General features: G+C 37.9%; 15 protein-coding genes. 1 reads left to right on the top strand and 14 read right to left on the bottom strand.

All coding sequences use genetic code 11. The features are described from left to right. Positions 1 to 36: 36 nt before the first annotated feature. The 8 genes from JOC86_RS24985 to JOC86_RS10600 form a co-directional block, all read right to left on the bottom strand. Positions 37 to 168, bottom strand: a complete 132-nt coding sequence (locus tag JOC86_RS24985; RefSeq protein ID WP_275583394.1) for a hypothetical protein — start codon at positions 166 to 168, stop codon at positions 37 to 39. Positions 169 to 428: 260 nt separating this feature from the next. Then, positions 429 to 1796, bottom strand: coding sequence for an SLC13 family permease (locus JOC86_RS10630; protein WP_205172009.1), 1368 nt, complete (start codon positions 1794 to 1796; stop codon positions 429 to 431). Between the two features lie 176 nt (positions 1797 to 1972). Continuing rightward, entirely contained in the window at positions 1973 to 3481 is a 1509-nt protein-coding gene (tcuA, locus tag JOC86_RS10625) for an FAD-dependent tricarballylate dehydrogenase TcuA (RefSeq protein ID WP_205172006.1), read from the bottom strand. Between the two features lie 24 nt (positions 3482 to 3505). After that, a complete protein-coding gene (locus JOC86_RS10620) occupies positions 3506 to 5014 on the bottom strand; it encodes a tripartite tricarboxylate transporter permease (RefSeq protein ID WP_205173494.1) in 1509 nt (502 codons plus the stop codon). 19 nt (positions 5015 to 5033) lie between these two features. Next, on the bottom strand, positions 5034 to 5483 hold the full coding sequence (locus JOC86_RS10615; RefSeq protein WP_205172003.1) for a tripartite tricarboxylate transporter TctB family protein: 450 nt from the start codon (positions 5481 to 5483) through the stop codon (positions 5034 to 5036). Between the two features lie 16 nt (positions 5484 to 5499). Then, positions 5500 to 6477, bottom strand: a complete 978-nt coding sequence (locus JOC86_RS10610) for a tripartite tricarboxylate transporter substrate binding protein (protein ID WP_205172000.1) — start codon at positions 6475 to 6477, stop codon at positions 5500 to 5502. A gap of 279 nt (positions 6478 to 6756) precedes the next feature. Next, on the bottom strand, positions 6757 to 7434 hold the full coding sequence (locus JOC86_RS10605) for a response regulator (RefSeq protein ID WP_205171997.1): 678 nt from the start codon (positions 7432 to 7434) through the stop codon (positions 6757 to 6759). A 23-nt stretch (positions 7435 to 7457) separates the two neighbouring features. Beyond that, positions 7458 to 9041 carry a sensor histidine kinase gene (locus JOC86_RS10600; protein ID WP_205171994.1) on the bottom strand — a complete coding sequence of 528 codons (1584 nt, stop codon included), beginning with the start codon at positions 9039 to 9041 and terminating at the stop codon, positions 7458 to 7460. A 327-nt stretch (positions 9042 to 9368) separates the two neighbouring features. Here JOC86_RS10600 and JOC86_RS10595 point away from each other — a divergent pair, with 327 nt between their 5' ends. Then, complete coding sequence (locus JOC86_RS10595) at positions 9369 to 10457, top strand: GerAB/ArcD/ProY family transporter (protein ID WP_205171991.1); 1089 nt, start codon at positions 9369 to 9371, stop codon at positions 10455 to 10457. Between the two features lie 317 nt (positions 10458 to 10774). Here JOC86_RS10595 and JOC86_RS10590 read toward each other — a convergent pair whose 3' ends face one another. The 6 genes from JOC86_RS10590 to JOC86_RS10565 all read right to left on the bottom strand — a co-directional run bounded on the left by JOC86_RS10590 (position 10775) and on the right by JOC86_RS10565 (position 19256). Further along, positions 10775 to 12415: a chitobiase/beta-hexosaminidase C-terminal domain-containing protein gene (locus tag JOC86_RS10590; protein WP_205171988.1), complete on the bottom strand. Its 1641-nt coding sequence runs from the start codon at positions 12413 to 12415 to the stop codon at positions 10775 to 10777. Between the two features lie 552 nt (positions 12416 to 12967). Then, positions 12968 to 14269 (bottom strand): pyrimidine-nucleoside phosphorylase, encoded by a 1302-nt coding sequence (locus JOC86_RS10585; protein WP_205171985.1) that lies wholly within the window; start codon positions 14267 to 14269, stop codon positions 12968 to 12970. Between the two features lie 39 nt (positions 14270 to 14308). Next, a complete protein-coding gene (locus JOC86_RS10580; protein WP_205171982.1) occupies positions 14309 to 15487 on the bottom strand; it encodes a NupC/NupG family nucleoside CNT transporter in 1179 nt (392 codons plus the stop codon). Between the two features lie 190 nt (positions 15488 to 15677). Then, positions 15678 to 16346, bottom strand: a complete 669-nt coding sequence (deoC, locus tag JOC86_RS10575) for a deoxyribose-phosphate aldolase (RefSeq protein WP_205171979.1) — start codon at positions 16344 to 16346, stop codon at positions 15678 to 15680. A gap of 94 nt (positions 16347 to 16440) precedes the next feature. Further along, positions 16441 to 17385, bottom strand: coding sequence for a sugar-binding transcriptional regulator (locus JOC86_RS10570; protein ID WP_205171977.1), 945 nt, complete (start codon positions 17383 to 17385; stop codon positions 16441 to 16443). A 659-nt stretch (positions 17386 to 18044) separates the two neighbouring features. Then, positions 18045 to 19256 (bottom strand): metallophosphoesterase family protein, encoded by a 1212-nt coding sequence (locus tag JOC86_RS10565; protein ID WP_205171974.1) that lies wholly within the window; start codon positions 19254 to 19256, stop codon positions 18045 to 18047. Positions 19257 to 19388 lie beyond the last annotated feature (132 nt).

Below are 19388 nucleotides of genomic sequence, written 5' to 3'. Positions count from 1 at the left end.
ATATGCTCTCCTTTCTAAAGGTCATTCTGACGCGTGTTACTGATAATGAATTTCGGCTAATTCTTCAATAACTAAATCTAAGTCATCTGATTTTAAAAAGCATTTAAAACAGAAATCCTGATAATAAAGATCTTCATAACGATTTTTCCAAGTTTTACATAAGTTCATTTTAATTAACTCCCTTATTTCACTTTTTCGTCTAATAATCTATTAATCTCTATATATTAAAAACATTAAATATCTTTATTGTTATTGATATTTTTTCGTTGTTTAGGTTCTCTATTTTCTGACCTTTTAACGGTTTCAGTAGATGGATTATTTCTTCCATCTTTTTCACCTCCTTTTCCTATAATTAAAGCACGTTATTCTTCTTTAGATTTCAGCATAAAAACTTCTCACCCTAAATTTACTTCTAATACACTTTGTTACTAACTCCACCAAAAAAACACCGAAAAAAGTATAACAACAATCCATAAAAATGCAGAATAAACTCCAACACGGAATAGGTCTTTATCACTAAAATAACTATAAGTATAGCTAATCAGATGGACTGGAGATTGCGTGACAAGAAAGAAGCCTGGAACACCTGCAAGAAAGACGGGCATAGCAATCGTTATTGGAGAGACATCCGGCATTGTTTCACCAATAGTGACGGCGAGGGGGAGCATGATCGTTAGAAACCCTAGAATATTTACAAAAACGATCCTAAGAATAGCGGTAAATATCACTAATATCAGTACAGCCAGCCATGTGGATTGGGCTGAAAGATGAGTGTTCAAAACACTAGCCATCCAATCAATTGTCCCCGTTTTAACCAGCATCCCAGAAACCATTAATGTTGATGCGAAAAAGAGCATCATGTCCCAATCTATTGATTTTCTGGCTTGCTCCCAATTCCATATCCCTATATAAGGCAATATAGTTATACATGCTCCTAATAAGCCAATCTGAGGGATGGAGTAGCCATGCCAATTTTGTGTGATCCATAATAATAGTGTGAATCCTATTAAAATCATCAATTTCTTTTCTCTAACACTTAATTTTCCTAGTTCCTTGATCTTGTCATCGATAAAATTTAATATAAGCTTCCTATCTATTTTTTCTGGTGGGAAAATCACCAAAAAAATAATCCAAAGTAGAAGAATATACAACAAGATTGGGACTCCAAAAAGAATGAGCCAATTTAGATAATCGATGTCTGGGGAAATTTCCGATAGGATTCCAAACGTGTAGATAGTCGAACTAGCACCGGTAGCTACAAATACTCCAGAGATGGCCGCCAAGTAAGCAATACCAATAAATAAAGATTTTGCTAGCTTACGAACCTCCCCAAGCTGCTTTAAGCTTTTAACTAGACTATCTAATACAGAAGAAACTAGACTTGCTTTGCCTACATTAGAGGGAATAAGGATGGATAGCACTATCATTAATAGAAAAGAAATGAGAATGAGTGCCTTCCCCGATCCAGCTGAAAGCTTCAAGATGAAAAGGGAGACTCGGCTTGCAAGACCCGTTTCAATGAAAGACTTCGATAAGATAAAAGTAGAGAAGAGCAACCAGACGATTCCGGAACTGAAATACCCCAATGTTTCTTCATAGCTAAAAAAATGAAAGGAGAGAATTAACATAAATAATAATGAACTAAATGCCAATGGAAAGACCCTACCAATCCACAAAATTTGGATAATCGCAAGAGCGATAACTGCCTTCCATCGAATATCCCAATCAAAACAAGGAAAAAAGAACATTAAGTATAATAATAGTGAAAAACCTAATAAAATTCGTTTATTGTTCATTTTTTATACTCCTATCACAAAATCCTACTAATGAATCTGAAAATGAAAAAGCCACCAAGCGAAAGGTGACTTTTGTCATTATTCTTGTTCTATCCGCTTTAACGAATTACCGCGCTCGAGAACCGTCCCGCAGTGATTTAACGCGGTGCCGTAATCGAGAACCGTCCCCGGGTGCGTTAGTGCTTTACTGTGTTGGTGTTTTGTTCGGAAACTGCTGTTGCAGCTGTTAGTCCTGCTAGTTTGCCGAATACTGCCCCAGACATTAGTCCGGATCCACCTGGGTAGTTGTGATAGAAGATTCCGCCAATCATTTCTCCTGCTGCGTATAGGCCAGCAATGGGGTTTCCTTCTTTATTTAGCACTTCCCCCCTGTTGTTAACATGTAATCCACCAAATGAGAAGGTGATTCCACATGTTACCGGAAATGCGTAGAATGGACCTTCTTCCATTCTGAGTGCCCAGTTCGTTTTAGGAGGAGTAATTCCCACTGTACCTTTCCCATCTTTTTCTGTAGGGTGATAGGCGCCTTCCTGAACTGCTTCATTGTATTCGGTTATCGTCTTTAAAAATTCTGATTTGTCCACTGGAAGTAATGCAACAAGCTCTTCTAGAGTATCCGCTTTATAATAAGTAGCTTCTTCTAAGTCGTACTCTTTTCGAAGCAATGGGCGTACTTGCGAATCATAAATTTGGTAGGCCACATGTCCAGGCTGTTTCAGAATTTCTCGTCCATATTTGGCATACGTATAGTTTCGGAAGTCGGCTCCTTCATCTACAAAGCGTTTCCCTTCTTTATTCAGCATGACACTTAATGGATAAGAATGCTTCTTAAAAATGTCTCCGGGTTTCGTGAAATCACCAACCTTTGGGGCATTATAATCGGTTCCAATGGAATGGCAGCCAGACCATTCACCATGTTTTTGTGCCCCTACTGCTAATGCCATCGCAATGCCATCTCCCGTGTTGTACTCAGTTCCACGAACAATCGCCGCTTCCCACTCTTCCCCAATAGATTGACTACGTTGTTGTTTATTGGCTTCGAAGCTTCCGCAAGCTAGAACGACACCTGATGCATCTACAATTATTTTTCCACCATTTCTTTCCACAACAACACCATTAACTTGACCTTCTTCCCTTAACAGCTCCACTGCAGCAGCTTCATACCAAATATCAATTCCAAGCTCTTCTGCTCGAGAAAACAATTGCTTCATTAAGCCAACGCCTTTGTTTTCCGTCTTTACTGGGAGACCACCCCAGAATTCACGCTTCCCATTCTTTTCAAATGACTGGTTGTCATAGTTAAGTTCAAATTTTACTCCATGGCTTCTCATCCATAAGAGCGTCTCAAATGAACGGTTGACTAACTGGTTTGCTAGTTCCGGATCACTTTTTCCTTCTGTCACCCGCATAATATCCTCAAGATAGGCTTCTTCTCCATATTCAGGCATTACGATATTTTCAGCCTCTTCATCCGTAAGATCCTGTATTACTTTGCGAATGTCCTCCAAATGGTGATAGGCCACTCGGATTGCACCATCAGTAAAGAAAGAGTTCCCTCCACGTTTGTGTTCTGGTCCTTTTTCAAGAACTAATACCTTTGCTCCCTCTTCTCTTGCAGAAATAGCGGCACAAAGGGCAGCATTCCCAGCACCTACAACAACAACATCATAGTTAAAATCAGACATATCTATTTCTCCTTTAATCGTGATTTACACACTCCCGTCAACAGGTGGCTTCGTATCTATTTTTCTTTTCTTTAGAGCTTTAATAAGTAATGGATAGAAAAGAGAAATAATCGTTAACACCGTTAAACTTATTGAAATCGGTGAAGCAAAAAATATCGAGAGACTTCCATCAGAGGAAAGTACTGCTTTCCTGAAGTTTTGCTCCATATCTCCTCCAACGATCAATGCTAATACTAAAGGAGCGATTGGGAAATCTAATACCTTCATAAAAAGACCGAATATTCCGAATACAAGAAGCAAAAAGAAGTCAATAGCGCTGTAACTTAAGGTATACGTCCCAATAAAAGCTAATAATACAATCACTGGATAAAGTACTTTTGCTGGAGTATCTAAAATTTTCACTAGTAGTCCGACCAGAAGAATATTGATAATGACCAAAGCAATATTTCCGATAAACATACTGTTGATCAACGTCCATACTGAGTTTGGATCATTTTCAAACAGGAGCGGACCCGGCTTTAAACCAAGCATTACTAGAGCTCCAAGCATAACGGCTGTCGTACCAGATCCTGGAATTCCCATGGTCAATAAAGGAATCATCGCCCCAACGGAAGCTGCATTGTTTGCCGATTCAGGAGCTGCTAACCCTTCTACTGCCCCTTCGCCAAATTCTTCAGGCTTTTTGGAAATCTGCTTCTCTGTGGAATAACTGATCATTGACGCAATAGAACCGCCAGCACCAGGCAGAACCCCAACAATAAACCCAAGTGGACCACTTCTTAAAATTGGCCACTTTGATCGTTTCCATTGATCCTTTGTAAACCAGATCTTTCCTACTTTCTTTTTTTCCCTTTTCTCTTTATCGATACTCAGATAGTTATAAAGGACTTCCCCGATTGCATATACCCCAATAATGACGATAAGAAAATCGATTCCCTCACTTAAATGGGCGCTGCCGAACGTGAACCGATATACACCCGTTTGAGTGTCAATTCCAACGGTACTCAACATAAGACCGAGACACATAGCGATGAATCCCTTCGTCATTTTCCCTACTGAGAGAGACACAATAGCCGATAACGTGAGTAGCATTAATAAAAAGTATTCTGCCGGTCCGAACTTTAAAGCGAAATTAGCCAATGGCTCTGCTAGAAGAATAAACCCTACAACCGCCATTATCCCTCCGATAAAGGAAGCGACCGCTGAAATCGCCATTGCTTGTCCCGTCTGTCCTTTCCGAGCCATCGGATATCCATCAAATGTTGCTGCAATGGCAGATCCATCACCTGGCGTATTTAAAAGAATAGAGCTTCTCGAGCCTCCATACATTGCCCCATAGTAAATAGCAGCCATTAAAATGATGGCACTCACAGGGTCCATTCCAAAAGTGATCGGAATAAGGACCGCAACAGCTGTTGCAGGTCCAAGCCCTGGGAGCATCCCGACGATCGTTCCAAGGAATCCTCCAACAATTACCCACATAATATTAATCGGTTCCAAGGCAGTCATTAAGCCTTGCATAAAGTTACTCATATCCATTCCCTGTAACCTCCTAAGGTAGACTGACACCTAGTAATTCGCTGAATGCATACCAAGATATGAAGGAAAAAATGATGGACACTAGTATATTCACCAACCATTTTTTCCGTCCATTCAAGGTAAACAATAAGGCTCCTAAGAAAAGGATTGTCGAGAAAAGGAATCCAATCTGTTCAAAAATCACGGCATAAATCGCACCGTAAACAACAGTTAAACCAATTAACATAGGAGTCCTTCCCTCAAGCAGATCTTTAACACTCTCATTCTTCTCATGCAGCCTTTTTAATTCTTGAAATAAATAGATAACACTAAAAATCATCATTAAAACGCTCAACCCTAACGGAAAATAGAGTGGCCCATTCGGATTTCCTAGATTTGCTTTTGGTAAATTAATAGATGCAATCAAAAAGGTGCAGCTTAAAAGAATTAAAAAGATGGGCATTCCTATTTTTATGACTTTCAATGGATCCAGCCTCCCTTTACTGCATTAATCCAGAGTTGTTAACAAGCTCTTCATAAAGTTCAGCCTGCTCTTTCATGAATACTTCCGTTTCTTTACTGTCTTTATAAAAATCTTCCCAGTCATTATTTTCGAGCATTTTCTTCCACTCTTCTGATTCAACCATTTTCCCAATTTTTTCGTCCCAGTAAGCAATTTCTTCTTCTGTCATATCCGGCGGCCCCATGATTCCTCTCCAGTGCGGGAATACCATATCCACTCCTTCTTCTTTCCAAGTAGGAACATCTTTAATATCTTCTAGTCGCTTTTCTGAAGATACTGCAAGAATCTTCAGCTTCCCTGCAAGATGCTGCTCCTTTACTTCTGATAGCGATGTCGTGACAGTATCTACATGACCACCTAATAGAGCAGTGACCACATCCCCGCCACCTTCATATACAAGGAAGTCGAGCTTAGAAGGATCGATTCCTTTTTCACTAGCAGCTTGAACCAATGATAAATGGTCATCGTTCCCAAGCCCAGGTCCTACACCGATCTTGACGGACTTAGGATCTTTTTTCATTGCATCCAGTAACTGTGAAGCCGTTTCGTATTTTGAATCTACTGGTACGGCTAACGCCTGCCACTCTGTCGCAAGAGTTGCAATCGGTGTAAATTGTTCATGTGTTAGTTCACTTTGCCCCAATAGATTATTCGTCAACACCAGACTAGAATTAATCGCCAGGTAATGGGAATCCTTAGTTTCAAGGTATTTCCATCCTACCTCACCACCGCCACCAGGCTTGTTAATGACATTAATATTTTCATCTACAAGATTATTATCCTTCAGTACTTTTTGAACAGAACGTGCAGTCAAATCCCAACCTCCACCAGGAGAAGCGGGAGCAATGATTTCAATATTTTTCGAAGGAAACTCCTCACCACCTGAAGCCGAGTTCGAACAAGCCGTTACTAACATCATGAAAAACACGATCAACAGTATTCCTAATCTCTTCATAAACAATGTACACCCCTTTTTAATATTGGTTTTTTCATTAATATTGTTATTTAAATCTCCGAACCAACATAGTGACCGGAAGCAATAAAATGGGTAATTCCATCCACTTATTACTCGCCGAAAACAGCAATATTAACGAATAATTTGTACTAAGGTATAGTACGATTATTCTCATCCTAATGGCTTGCTACCACCATGTAAACGTTTCCAAAATATTGTCTTTTAAAAACTTAAAGGGTGTTTTGTTCATTTTGTTCATAATTTTCAAAAGTTTTTATTTTATTTTTTCATACAATACCTTCTTTCCGGTCTTCCTACAATTCCATATACCTGCTCTATCGTAGCTTCTTCCATACCAACGAGATATTCTAGGTACCTTCTTGCAGTTGTTCTAGACGCCCCAATTTTTTCCCCTACTCTTTCTGAGGTGATCCCGTCTTTTTCATTTGCTAATAGTTTACTAATTTTGTTTAGTGTTAAATAATCGATTCCCGGTGGCAAGTCATTCTTCTTTTCGGACACTTTTTTCTTCGATCCAAAATACATGTCTAATACCTCTTGATCAACCTCTGAAGCGGACTGAAGAGTTCTTCTCTTTTGACAATAATTTTCAAGTGCTTTATGAAATTTCTCCATCGTAACTGGTTTTATTAAGTAATCTTGTATTCCATATTTCAAGGCTTTTTCTAGAAATGACTTTTCTTTCGCTGCCGTAATCATGATGATATCCACCTCTGGAAAATCGGACCTTAAAGAATGTAGGAGCTCGGTTCCCAGCTCATCCGGCATGTATACATCTAAAAGAAGTAAATCCACTTTATGCTCTTTTAACTGCTGAAAGGTTTCCTTGGCATTAGTGGCCTTTCCTATAAGTTTCATTTGTTTATTCTTTGCTAAAAATTCTTCATGGATCTGCGCGACTCTGAAATCATCCTCAGCTATTAAAACATTGATCATCACTCATTCTCCCTTTCTATCAACTATCCTTTCGGTAAAAAAACAGTGAAAATTGTGCCACCTTCTTTTCTGGAGATCCATTCAATGGAACCCCCTAGTAGGTCCACTTCCTCTTTTACATTTGCAAGTCCGTATCCGCGGTTATCTCCTTTTGAAGAAACTCCTTTATGAAAGAGCAGCCCTTCATTCTCTACTTGAATCCCTGCGCCGCTATCGGCTATTTCAAAAATTATGTCTTTCCCGATATCTGTTACAAAAAACGACACAACCCTCTCATTCCTTTCGTTTACTGCTTCGAAGGCATTGTCGATAAGATTTCCAAGAATGACAATCAGTGGGGAAAGCCCGATTCGTTCAGGCAGCGGAGTCAATGAGCTCTCCTCCTCTATTTCAAATTGAATTTTTTTCTCAGATGCTTTCGCCAGCTTCCCCAGCAAAATCGCCTGTACCTTTTCATCTAGAATACTATTAAAGAATAGATGGCTATGGTGTTCTTGGAGCTCTGTTTCATCCTGTATAAGCTCAATTGCCTCCTTTAGTTTTCCCAGCTGGATGAGACCTAAAAGAACATAGAGTTTATTCTTAAACTCATGGGTTTGTGCACGTAGATCCTCCGAATATTGTTTGACTTCTGACAAGGCATCTACCATTTTTTTAATTTCTGTGCGGTCACGGAAACTCGTTACCGTCCCAACCATTTTCCCTTCTTCCATAATCGGCTGGGAGTTTATAATCATCGTTTTTTCGTTATACTGTAGTTCTAAATTAGATTGGATTTTACTAGAATATAAAGCTTGCAGCATGCTCTTAGAAGGGATTACCTCTTCGGCTTTTAACCCTCTTACACGTGATGTAATTCCTAAAAGCTCTTTCGCCGATTGATTCATCATGGTAATCATTCCGTGTTCATCAATAGCCACTATTCCTTCTTTTACGGATTGAAAAACAGCATTCCTTTCCCGATACAACGCAGCAATTTGATAAGGCTCTAATCCGAAAGTATCCTTTCTGATACTATGGGCGAGAATAATACTCCCAAAAACCCCAAGAAAGAGGACAAAACAAGAAAGAATCAGCATCGTTCGAATATCCTTCGTCATGTTCTCACGGATCGTTTTCATTTTAAATTCTACGATGACGGTTCCTTCAACTTTCTGATATTGATCATAGCGAATGATAATGGGAGCAATCCCTTTCAAAACCTCCTCATCCCCATTCCCTTCTCGTGTCACATAATAACTACCGAACACAAGTGCCCGGTAGCGGTCTTTCGGATCATCCTCACCCGAACCTTGCCCAACATACCCAAAGGGCAGCCCTTCCCGATCCTCAATTAGTATGGAAGAAGCGTCTACCTGATCCCTTAGCTGTTCCGCAGTTGCAGCAAGATTTTCTGACGGTTTATTTTCACGAAAAGAATCTTGAATAACCGGCATGAAGGAAAGGGTCTTTGCCGTCTGTAATGCCAGCTCTTCTGCTTGTTCTACATCTTCATTTGTTTCCATGTATGCAAATAATAATGTCAACAACCCAATAACCAGCAATAAAAGTGAAATGACAAGGCCTAATATCTTGACTTGAAGAGGTACTCGTAAAAATCGTTTCATCTCAGAGCTCCTAATTAGTAGATTACTGAAAATTCTATTATTTAAATATAACATTTTGAATGCGGGATTAGTAAAGGGAGTTTTTACTATCCATTTGAGGCCAAGGAGGATTCTTTCAATACAAAAAATAAAACTTGATTAATAGTTCTTCTCCTGAGATATAGTACTATACCTACAAGAATTACTTAAAAAGGATAAGAATTACATCGTTTTGTTAATACATTAAGGTAGTACAAGTACTCTGATCGCATGTCTAATTTGGGTAAGTTTAGGAGATAATCAATAACAATAAGTTATTTGTCTTATAAGTATGAAATGGGGAAAAAAATGGTCGATAATACAAAAATAAGCCCGAATCAATTTACTGTATTATTCACACTATTTGTGATTGGAGATACAATATTATTCATTCCTGCAAATGTTACCGTTTTAGCAAAACAGGATGCATGGATTTCAGCTCTATTAGCTAGCGTACTAGGAGTTTTGTTAGTATCGTTGTACAGTTTGCTTGGGAATCAGTTTCCGTCTAAGAATATTATCCAGATCGGTGAGAAAGTTCTTGGCCCATGGGTAGGAAAAATGATTGGTCTATTATTTATTTCATTCTTTTTTATAGATGCAGGTGTTATTCTTTGGCAACTAGGAGATTTCATGAAGACGCAAATTATGCCGGAAACTCCTATTCAAGCGATTCTTATTCTTTTTTTAAGTATCATTATTATGGGGACACGTCTTGGCATAGAGGTTATGGCCCGTGCAGCAGAAATTTTTTTACCTTGGGTGTTGATTCTTTTTGTCGTTTTAATCATTTCGATTTCACCTGAAATTAAGTTCGAGAATATTCAACCCGTATTAGAAGATGGGATAAAACCATTGTTTGGGGGAACTATTCCCATTATGGGCTATTACTTAGAATCTGTTATTCTGTTAATGTTTTTTCCTTATATTAATCAAAAAAGTCAAGCTACAAAAGCTTATATTAGTGGAATGCTAATCGGAAGTATTTGTCTATCCATCATCATTTTTCTCAGTATTACCGTTCTTGGTGCTGATTTGACCAATCGAAATATGTATCCCTCTTATGCAATTGCCAAGAAAATCAATATCGGAAACTTTTTCCAACGAATTGAGGCATTATTAGCTTTTATATGGTATATTACTCTATTTTTCAAATTATTGATTTGTTTTTATGCGACAATATTAGGATTAGCTCAAATATTAAAAATTAATAACCAAAAAATAGTGACATTACCGATGGGCATCATTCTTGTTAACCTCTCTCTTATCATAGTACCAAACTCACCATATTTCATTAAATTCGTTTTATCATCATGGTGGGCCTTTACTCTAAGTTTTGGTTTATTTCTCCCACTTTTCATCCTGGTTATAAGTCAATTACAAAAAAAAAACACATAAATTTTAACATAATATTATAACTGGTATGCAACATTCAAGATGCTCAGCAACTACTGAATCTCCAGCTGGCTATACGGTTGTACAAGCTGATTGAATAATAGTGAGGCTGTCCCATAAGGGGACAGCCCAAGAAGTGGATTTGTTATAAAAACCACTTCCTAATCGCCAAGAATTAAATTATCCATAACGAATAGGAATAACTCTACCTTTATCATCTAAGATCGGGTTATATAAATCGATACTATTTTACATGGATACTGGAATCACTTTTTTGCAATTGCTCAGACATTAATACTTAATTATAGTAGGTATTACCTCTAAAACGTTACGCCTGTTTTAAATACTTTTTGAATAGATAATGATTTATTATCATAGCTATCCACAGCAACCACTTCAACATTATACTTTGTTTGTGCTTCAAGGCCTTCTAAAGGAATGATCATTTTGTCCGGAATCGGCGAGTACATATAATCAGAAAACACCTTCAAAGATTTTACTATTTTGTCCGTGCTTTCATTTCTCACTTTTACTTCATAATGATGGACCATTTGATCATCCTTAGCTTGTAAAAATGATAAATTTGGGACACCCATTTTTTCTCTAACATGAAGTTTACTGTTTCCTTTAAATTGGGGAGCAACTTGATTTCTGTTTTCAGGTGTATATTTGAAATTGCTTTTAATTTCTTCATCGGTTTTTCCTTTTAACTCAACTACCCATTTTTCACCCACGGTAGCTCCTGCGCTATTATATGGTGGCTGCGGTTCAGCTGACCATTTTCCATTTGTATAAATATCACCAGGATCAGCATTTAACGCGACTCTCTCTATCTCCACTCGATTCTCATATACCTCGATAAATTGCGCTTGAGATACAGGGAATTCAAATCTGTCAGCAATTCCTTCAGAAGTTACAGATTGATACCCTCGATCCGACTCTATGTAAGACATGGATCCTAGATTAATAGAGGTAAAATCATTCTGATAAATAGAGCGATCATCATTAATATTAAGATGAGAATGTCCAGAAAGGGTAATGACTTGCGGATATTCTTTAAGATCTTTATACAAGTTTGGGTTAGAAGACTGTTGACCATCCATCACTGAACCGGAAATCGGTTGATGCACGCTTACAAAAATAGGTTTATTCATGTTTTTAGGGTCAGCTATAATTTCAGATAACCTCCCTTTCAACCAATTTCTTTGGGTTGTATCATAGTTGTAATTATTTCCATTCAGAAAGAAGAAGGAGTATCCTCCAATCTGCGTTTCATAATATCCATTTTTTTGACTAGTAAACCACTCAGCTGGGTAATGTTCCTGCATTTTAGAAACGCTCGCATCGTGGTTACCAATTGCCAATTGTATTTTGGTATTCGTCATATTTTTTCTTTTTAAGTTATCTAGAAATATTTCTTTTACTATTTTATGATCATTCGGTTTATCAAAACCATTATCGTTTATCATATCTCCTACTGATAAAATAGCATCAGGTTGAGGAAAAATCGTTGCGATCGTGTCAAAAAAACTTGCATATCTTGCATCCCCTTTTTCATGTGACCCAACATGTACGTCTGACATTGCAACAAACTGAAGTAATGGTTTTTCTTTTGTCTTTATAATATAGGAGTAAGTTGCTGGCTTACTAGATAACCCTTTTTTAATTGCTATTACACTTAAATTAGTCGTTTTTGTTATGGTTATAGGGTTATTTTTATTATATTTCCTACTTTTTTTAGTTGGCAAAGTTCCATCAAGTGTGTAGTAAATATCGGCATTCTTAGTTTGAGTACTGAGTGAAATGATTTTGGCATTTTCGTATCTACCACTAGGTTCTGAGGCTTTTGGAGTTTCAACAGCTTTACCATATTCTTTAGCAAAAGTAAGGACAGGGATAGCAGCACAGACAACAGCAATTGCTACAATGAGGGTTAACAAATTTCTGATATTAAATTTCATAATACTCCTCCTAATACTATTTTTACTAATTTAAAAGAATATCATTTACAATTTTCAAAGAAACGGTCCTACCTATTTGCGTTATAGCTATAGCCTCTTACGAACTCCTCCTTCCCAAAACCAAATAAAAACACATAAACAATATTGTTTTAGTTATTTTAATGTGCTTTTGATTGTATTCTAATCATATTTTATGAACTACAATGCTACTTTCTATTAATCTTTTGTAAATAAAGCAAAGGGGCTATCCCAAATCAAAGATGCCAGAAATTACAATTTTACTATATAGAGTCATTTCTTAAAGCATCTATATATATGATCATCGTAGTGTTCCGCCCCTTTTGGAACACTACTTTAAGCCAATATATTATACTGACAAATTCACTTTACCAAGTCAGTACCAAAGAGCTACTTGTGACCTTCAACACACCCAGTTCATGATAAATTACGCTAAATTGAAATATAATATATTTTTATTGAATAATAAAAACCCCCATAATCTATGAGGGTTCGTTCTCTCCCTATTTATAATTTGAAAGGTTTTTTATATCATTACTCAGTAATCACTTTATGAACTAATTTAGGTGATTCAACAGCATCTGCAAAAGAAATGCAGTCATATATTTTTCCTATGACATCGTCGACATTTTCTTGGTTTGAATGAATCGTTACTAGAGTTTCGCCCTCTTTCACTTCATCACCAATTTTTGCTTTTAGGACAATTCCCACTGCTAAGTCAATGTCATCTTCTTTAGTCGCACGACCTGCCCCTAATAACATCGATGCTACACCCATTTCATCCGCAACAATCTTTGAAATATAACCACTTTGCTTTGCTGGGACATCGATTTTATACGTTGCTTCAGGCAGCTTTTCTGGTTGATCGACAATAGAAGGGTCTCCCCCTTGATTTTTAATAAAAACCTTGAATTTTTCGAGAGCTTTACCATTGTCAATGACTTCTTGTAACATTCCTCTTGCCTCTTCAAGAGTATCCGCTTTTTTCGCTAGTACAACCATCTGGCTGCCTAGTAATAACGATAACTCTGTTAAATCTTCTGGTCCTTCGCCTCTTAGTGTATCAATGGCTTCTTTCATTTCAAGAGCGTTACCAATCGCATATCCTAATGGCTGAGACATATCAGATATAACCGCCATGGTTTGACGTCCGACCTCTTGACCGATCTTGACCATTGCACGAGCTAATTGTTCAGCTTCTTCAATCGTTTTCATAAACGCACCTGCGCCTGTTTTTACATCAAGGACAATTGCATCGGATCCTGCTGCAATTTTTTTACTCATGATCGAGCTTGCGATTAATGGAATCGCATTCACTGTCGCTGTTACATCACGTAAGGCATATAATTTTTTGTCAGCGGGTGTTAAGTTACCTGTTTGTCCAATAACGGCCATTTTATCTCGATTCACATATTCAATGAAGTCATTTGTTGAAATTTCAACATGGAAGCCATCAATACTCTCTAATTTATCAATCGTACCGCCTGTATGCCCCAGTCCACGACCTGACATTTTTGCCACTGGGATATCGAGTGCTGCTACTAATGGTGCTAGGACTAATGTGGTTGTATCCCCCACTCCACCAGTACTATGCTTGTCCACTTTAATTCCATGAATAGCGGATAAATCAATGGTATCACCTGATTCAACCATTGCCATCGTTAAGTGAGCTCTCTCTTGATCCGTCATATCATTAAAGTAGACAGCCATTAAAATCGCACTTATTTGATAGTCTGGAATATCACCTTTAGTGTAACCATCGATAATAAACTGAATCTCGGCTTTTGTTAATTCATGTCCTTCTCGTTTCTTTTCAATTAAATCGACCATTCTCATGCTTATGCACTCCTTTATGTTCACTTTTTACTCGTCAGCTTAATAGATTAATCCCACAACGGCTGTAGTTAAAAAGCTAACCAATGTTGCACCGTAAAGTAATTTCAACCCAAACTTCGCAACAACATTCCCTTTTTCATCATCCAAGCCTTTAACGGCTCCTGAAATAATCCCAATCGATGAAAAGTTAGCAAATGATACTAAGAATACTGAGATTAATGCCGTTGTTCTCTCACTAAAGTCGATGGTTGTACCTGCAAGCTCACCCATTGCAACAAATTCGTTTGTTACAATCTTTGTTGCCATAATACTTCCGGCATTCACACTTTCAGACCAAGGAATACCTGTCATAAAGGCAAGTGGTGCGAATACATAACCTAGCACCTGTTGGAAGGTTACGCCAAACACGGCATCAAAAATACCATTGATCATCGCAATAATCGCAACGAATCCAATCAACATTGCTCCAACAATCACGGCTACTTTAAATCCATCTAAAATATACTCACCTAAAACTTCGAAGAAAGACTGCTTCTTATCTTTCGTTTCAATTAAATCTTCCTCATCATGAACGGTGTAAGGGTTGATGATAGATGCAATGATAAAACCACCAAACAAATTTAAAACGATAGCAGTCACAACATACTCCGGTTTAATTAATGTCATATACGAGCCCACAATTGCCATTGAAACGGTTGACATGGCAGAGGCACATAATGTGTAAAGTCGTTGATTGGAGATATGTGCTAGTTGATTTTTCAATGTTATAAAAACTTCAGATTGGCCGATCATAGCACTTGCCACCGCATTATAGGATTCCAATTTTCCCATACCACTGACTTTACTTAAGACAAAACCAATTCCCTTCATAAATACCGGTAAAATTTTCGTATATTGAAGGATTCCTATTAATGCTGAAATAAATATAATAGGTAATAACACACCAATAAAGAAAGTAGATTCTTCAGCATTTACTAAGCCGCCAAATACAAAGTTGACTCCTTCTGCTGCAAATCCTAGTAACTTTTCAAAAGCTCTTGCAATATGTCCAACAATAAAAGTTCCAACAAAGGTATTGAGTAAAATAAAACCTAAAACAAACTGAATCACTAGCATCGTGATAATCGGTTTGATTTTGATCTTCTTTTTGTCACTACTCATTACCCAAGCTAAAAATAAAAACACAAAAAGCCCGATAATACCTACAATATAGTGCATAATTCATCTCCTAGTAAGCGTTTTCTTTTGGTGCAAAAATAGGGAAAACCATCCTAAGATGGTTTTTACAAAAAAATCCCTGGAACCTTATATGAATGTGGAGCTGTCCCATAAGTGGTCGGAACAACATTGATCGCCCATAAATTGAAGAAGATTTGAGTTGTGATTCCTGAAGAGACAGTCCTAAATCTTAATAATTATCAACGATATTATTTTCGCCTTTCATAATCGATACACCCGCACTTGCTCCAATTCGAGTTGCACCTGCTTCGATCATACTGTTTACATCCTCAATCGTGCGAATACCACCGCTAGCTTTTACTCCCATGTCTTCACCAACCACTGAACGCATTAATTTAATGTCTTCAACGGTTGCACCACCAGTTGAAAAACCAGTTGAAGTTTTGACAAAATCAGCATTCGCTTTTTTCGCTAAAAGACATGCTCTTTCTTTCTCCTCATCTGTTAAAAGAGATGTTTCAATAATCACTTTAACAATGGCTTTCCCTTTTGCCGCTTTCACAATTTCACTAATTTCAAATTCAACAGCAGCATCTTCTTTATCTTTTAACTGGCTAACATTAATAACCATATCAATTTCCGTTGCCCCTTTTTCGATGGCATCCTTTGTTTCAAATACTTTCGTTTCAGTTGTTGATGCCCCTAGTGGAAAACCAATGACCGTACAAACTTCAACACCTGTATCTTTCAATTGCTCACTTGCAAATGAAACATATCCAGGATTCACACATACAGATTTAAAGCCATATTGCTTTGCTTCATCTATTAGTTTTTGAATCGCTTCCTTGCTTGTATCTGCTTTTAATGCTGTATGATCAATATATTTTGCTATATTCATAGATTTATATCCTCCAATTTTTCTTTTGTTTTTTGATTTCGTTTTCATTATAACTCGATTTTGAACAAATGTAAAAGGACAACTGAAATTTTGTTCAGTCGTCCCTTAGTAGGTTCTCTGCCGTATATTGATCTGTAATTAAAACATTCGCATGTTTGCCTGTCAGAGCGCCTTTAATGGCTTTTAATTTACGCTTCCCCCCTGCCACTAGAATTGCTTTTTCTTTTTGCTCTAATTCTTGCAATTCAATTCCAATCGTTCGATTGTTAATTTCTTCATGAACGATTTCACCTTTCTCATTAAAAAAGCGGGAACAAATATCCCCTACAGCTTCCTTCTGTAATAGCTCCTTTTCATCAGAACTAAAATAGCCAAGCTTAAACAATAAAGCCTTATCGCGGACGGTCCCGACGGTAAAAACAGCAATATTCGCTTGACGGCCCATTTCGATGATGCGACGTATATGGCGATCTTCTTCAACCTGATTTTTCACTTGTGCATTATCAAAAACGACGGGTAGCGGTAAATGCATTGGAATCGTATTAAACGCATCAGCAAACATATCGATTGTTTCATAGGCATGCGTCATAACTTTCGAATGACTAATCCCACCTTTTAGCTGAACAACTGTCACGCCTTTTATCGGTTGTTTTAACAAATGCTTAGAAGTCTCGTAAATAGTCGTTCCCCAACTAACGCCTAGAATATCTCCTTGTTTTACATGATTCTGTAGATAAACTGCCGCAGCTTCACTTATAAATTGTTTAATGGTCTCATAATCGTCTGATGGTGAGGAGGTCACGATAATATCCTCTAAACCATATCGTTCCTTCACATCCCTCGCTAATTGATCTATATCTGTATAAGGATCCCTTATCTCGATCTGTACATACCCTTTTTCTTTGGCATAGCTTAGTAATCTTGATATAGCCGGTCTGGATAGTTTAAGCTTATCGGCAATCTGCTGCTGTCCTAAGCTCGATAAATAATAAAGCTTTGCCACTTCAATACTTAACTGATCCTTCTCCATTTCGCTCATTCTCTTCACCCTTAGTTCATTGTCACTTCATTCTTTTTATCCTAGCACATACTTTATTCTTTTAAAAAGGGTGTCGACAATAGAGTATTGTATTTTAAAAAGGCTCTTTTCTAAAAGTTTGTTGCTTTTAACAACATGGAAAATGCAGAGTGGATTGGAGCGGAAGGCACTTGACTCCTGCGGGATGCAGAGGAAAAGTCGAGACCCCGCAGACGGAACGTCGAGGAGGCTCGACTTCCTCCCCGCGGAAAGCAAGTACCTGTAGCGAAAAGGAACGGTCAAATGTTTATTCCCCAAAAACAACAATCTCTACGAAAAGAGCCTTTAAAAAAGAGCTGACCAAATGACCGGAGCCACAGCTTCACTATATAGAAGGAATTTTTCAAAGCAACTTCTATATAGATCATGTGGTTCCGAACCTTTTTTGGACAGCCCCATCTTCAGATTGGTCACTTTACTTTTGTGTACAAGAAAGCAGCTTTGCCACTTATGTAGTATTTTGTCGAGCGGTCAATATATATGGGCAACTGGACAAATTATCGACAGGTGCGGACAAAATATTGCCTATTTTGGACAAATTAATGGGTTCCACTTAAAAATGACCCTTATGAAGCGGACCCTTTTGGACCTTTATCATCTTTTTCACTGAATAGTCCCCTTTATGAGCGAACTTTACCCTTATTATCCTCTAACGGCAATGGGTCAATACTCTGATCATTCGCAGTCAAATCAATCCCATATTCCTTAGCAAACACCATATGGGTGTCGACTAGAACGTCTTCAGTATTTTCATCAAGATTAAAGACTCTGGCTCCACGCAATCGATTTCTTTCCGCACCCGGCAGGCCATAGGTACCAAACCCGGTATTACCACCATAACCAAGCATGATGCCATAATAATTACCTGCATATGTATTGATATGATCATGGCCACAGAATACTCCCTTGACATCTCCCCGCTCTAGCATTGCTGAAAATAAACCACTGTTAACAGGTCCTGGACATTCGTCTTCGTTTCTCTCGCCGACAATACTATGTCTCTCTAGAGCTACTGCATGGTTTGCATCCGTTCTTTCATCCACACTGGCAAACCACATATTCCGATGTTCCCATAGTGGGATATGAATAAAGACAAGCGAAGGAATCTTCTTCCCAGACTCCTTCTCTATCTTCTTTGAAGTCTCATAGTACCAGTTGACTTGATTAAAACGAAGCCAATCCCATGTAGGATATCCTTCAAAGCTTTGTCCTGCAATCGATTTTGGTGCGTATCTTCCACTATCAAGCAGCCATAAATTGAAAGCGGCTTTATTGCCTTTTGAGTTTTTAATAAGGAGATTCATGTTACCCGTTCCAGTAAGGTTTTTCTCCCCTGGTTCGTTGCAATTATATTTGTATGACCTATAAAACTTAAGCATGGCTTCCTCATCAACACCACTATTTGGCGTCGAATCCTCGTCATGATTCCCAAATGTCACAGCCCATTTGATTTCACGTTTTTCCATTGGCTGGACAACATTGTTCATCGCTTGCTTCATCTCCAAAGCTGTATCACAGCCACTGGAAATATTGTCACCGTTTAGCACAACAAAGTCTGGTTTTTCTGAATCAAGTACTTTTTCCATAAGTTCGATCGTTCTTCGATCAATTCGTTCATCATCCTGAGTATCATTAAATTGTACTACCTTAAATTTCCCATCCTGATTAAATTTAAGCTTGGCATTCTGATGTTTTTTTGCATAAGCCGTGTTTTCCCCCAACAAATCGGATGGAAGACCGACAGATCCAAGTGTTAACGCAACAGTGCTCATACCGCCAATTTTGATAAAATCCCTTCTATTCAAGCCTTTGTTCGAATTCTGATGACTCATAAAAAATTCCTCCTCTACCTACTAGAATCATTCATAGACTAGCAAATAGATATTGAGATGACTTTTTCATAATGTAAAGAGTGTATAAAGATATCAAAAAAAAATTTCCCCTCTAGATCAGAATTTGTCCAT

Source organism: Rossellomorea pakistanensis (assembly GCF_016908495.1).
Taxonomy (GTDB): Bacteria; Bacillota; Bacilli; order Bacillales; family Bacillaceae_B; genus Rossellomorea; species Rossellomorea pakistanensis.
The sequence above is the reverse complement of the archived record's forward strand: the minus strand, read 5'-3'. Positions and strand labels throughout refer to the sequence as shown.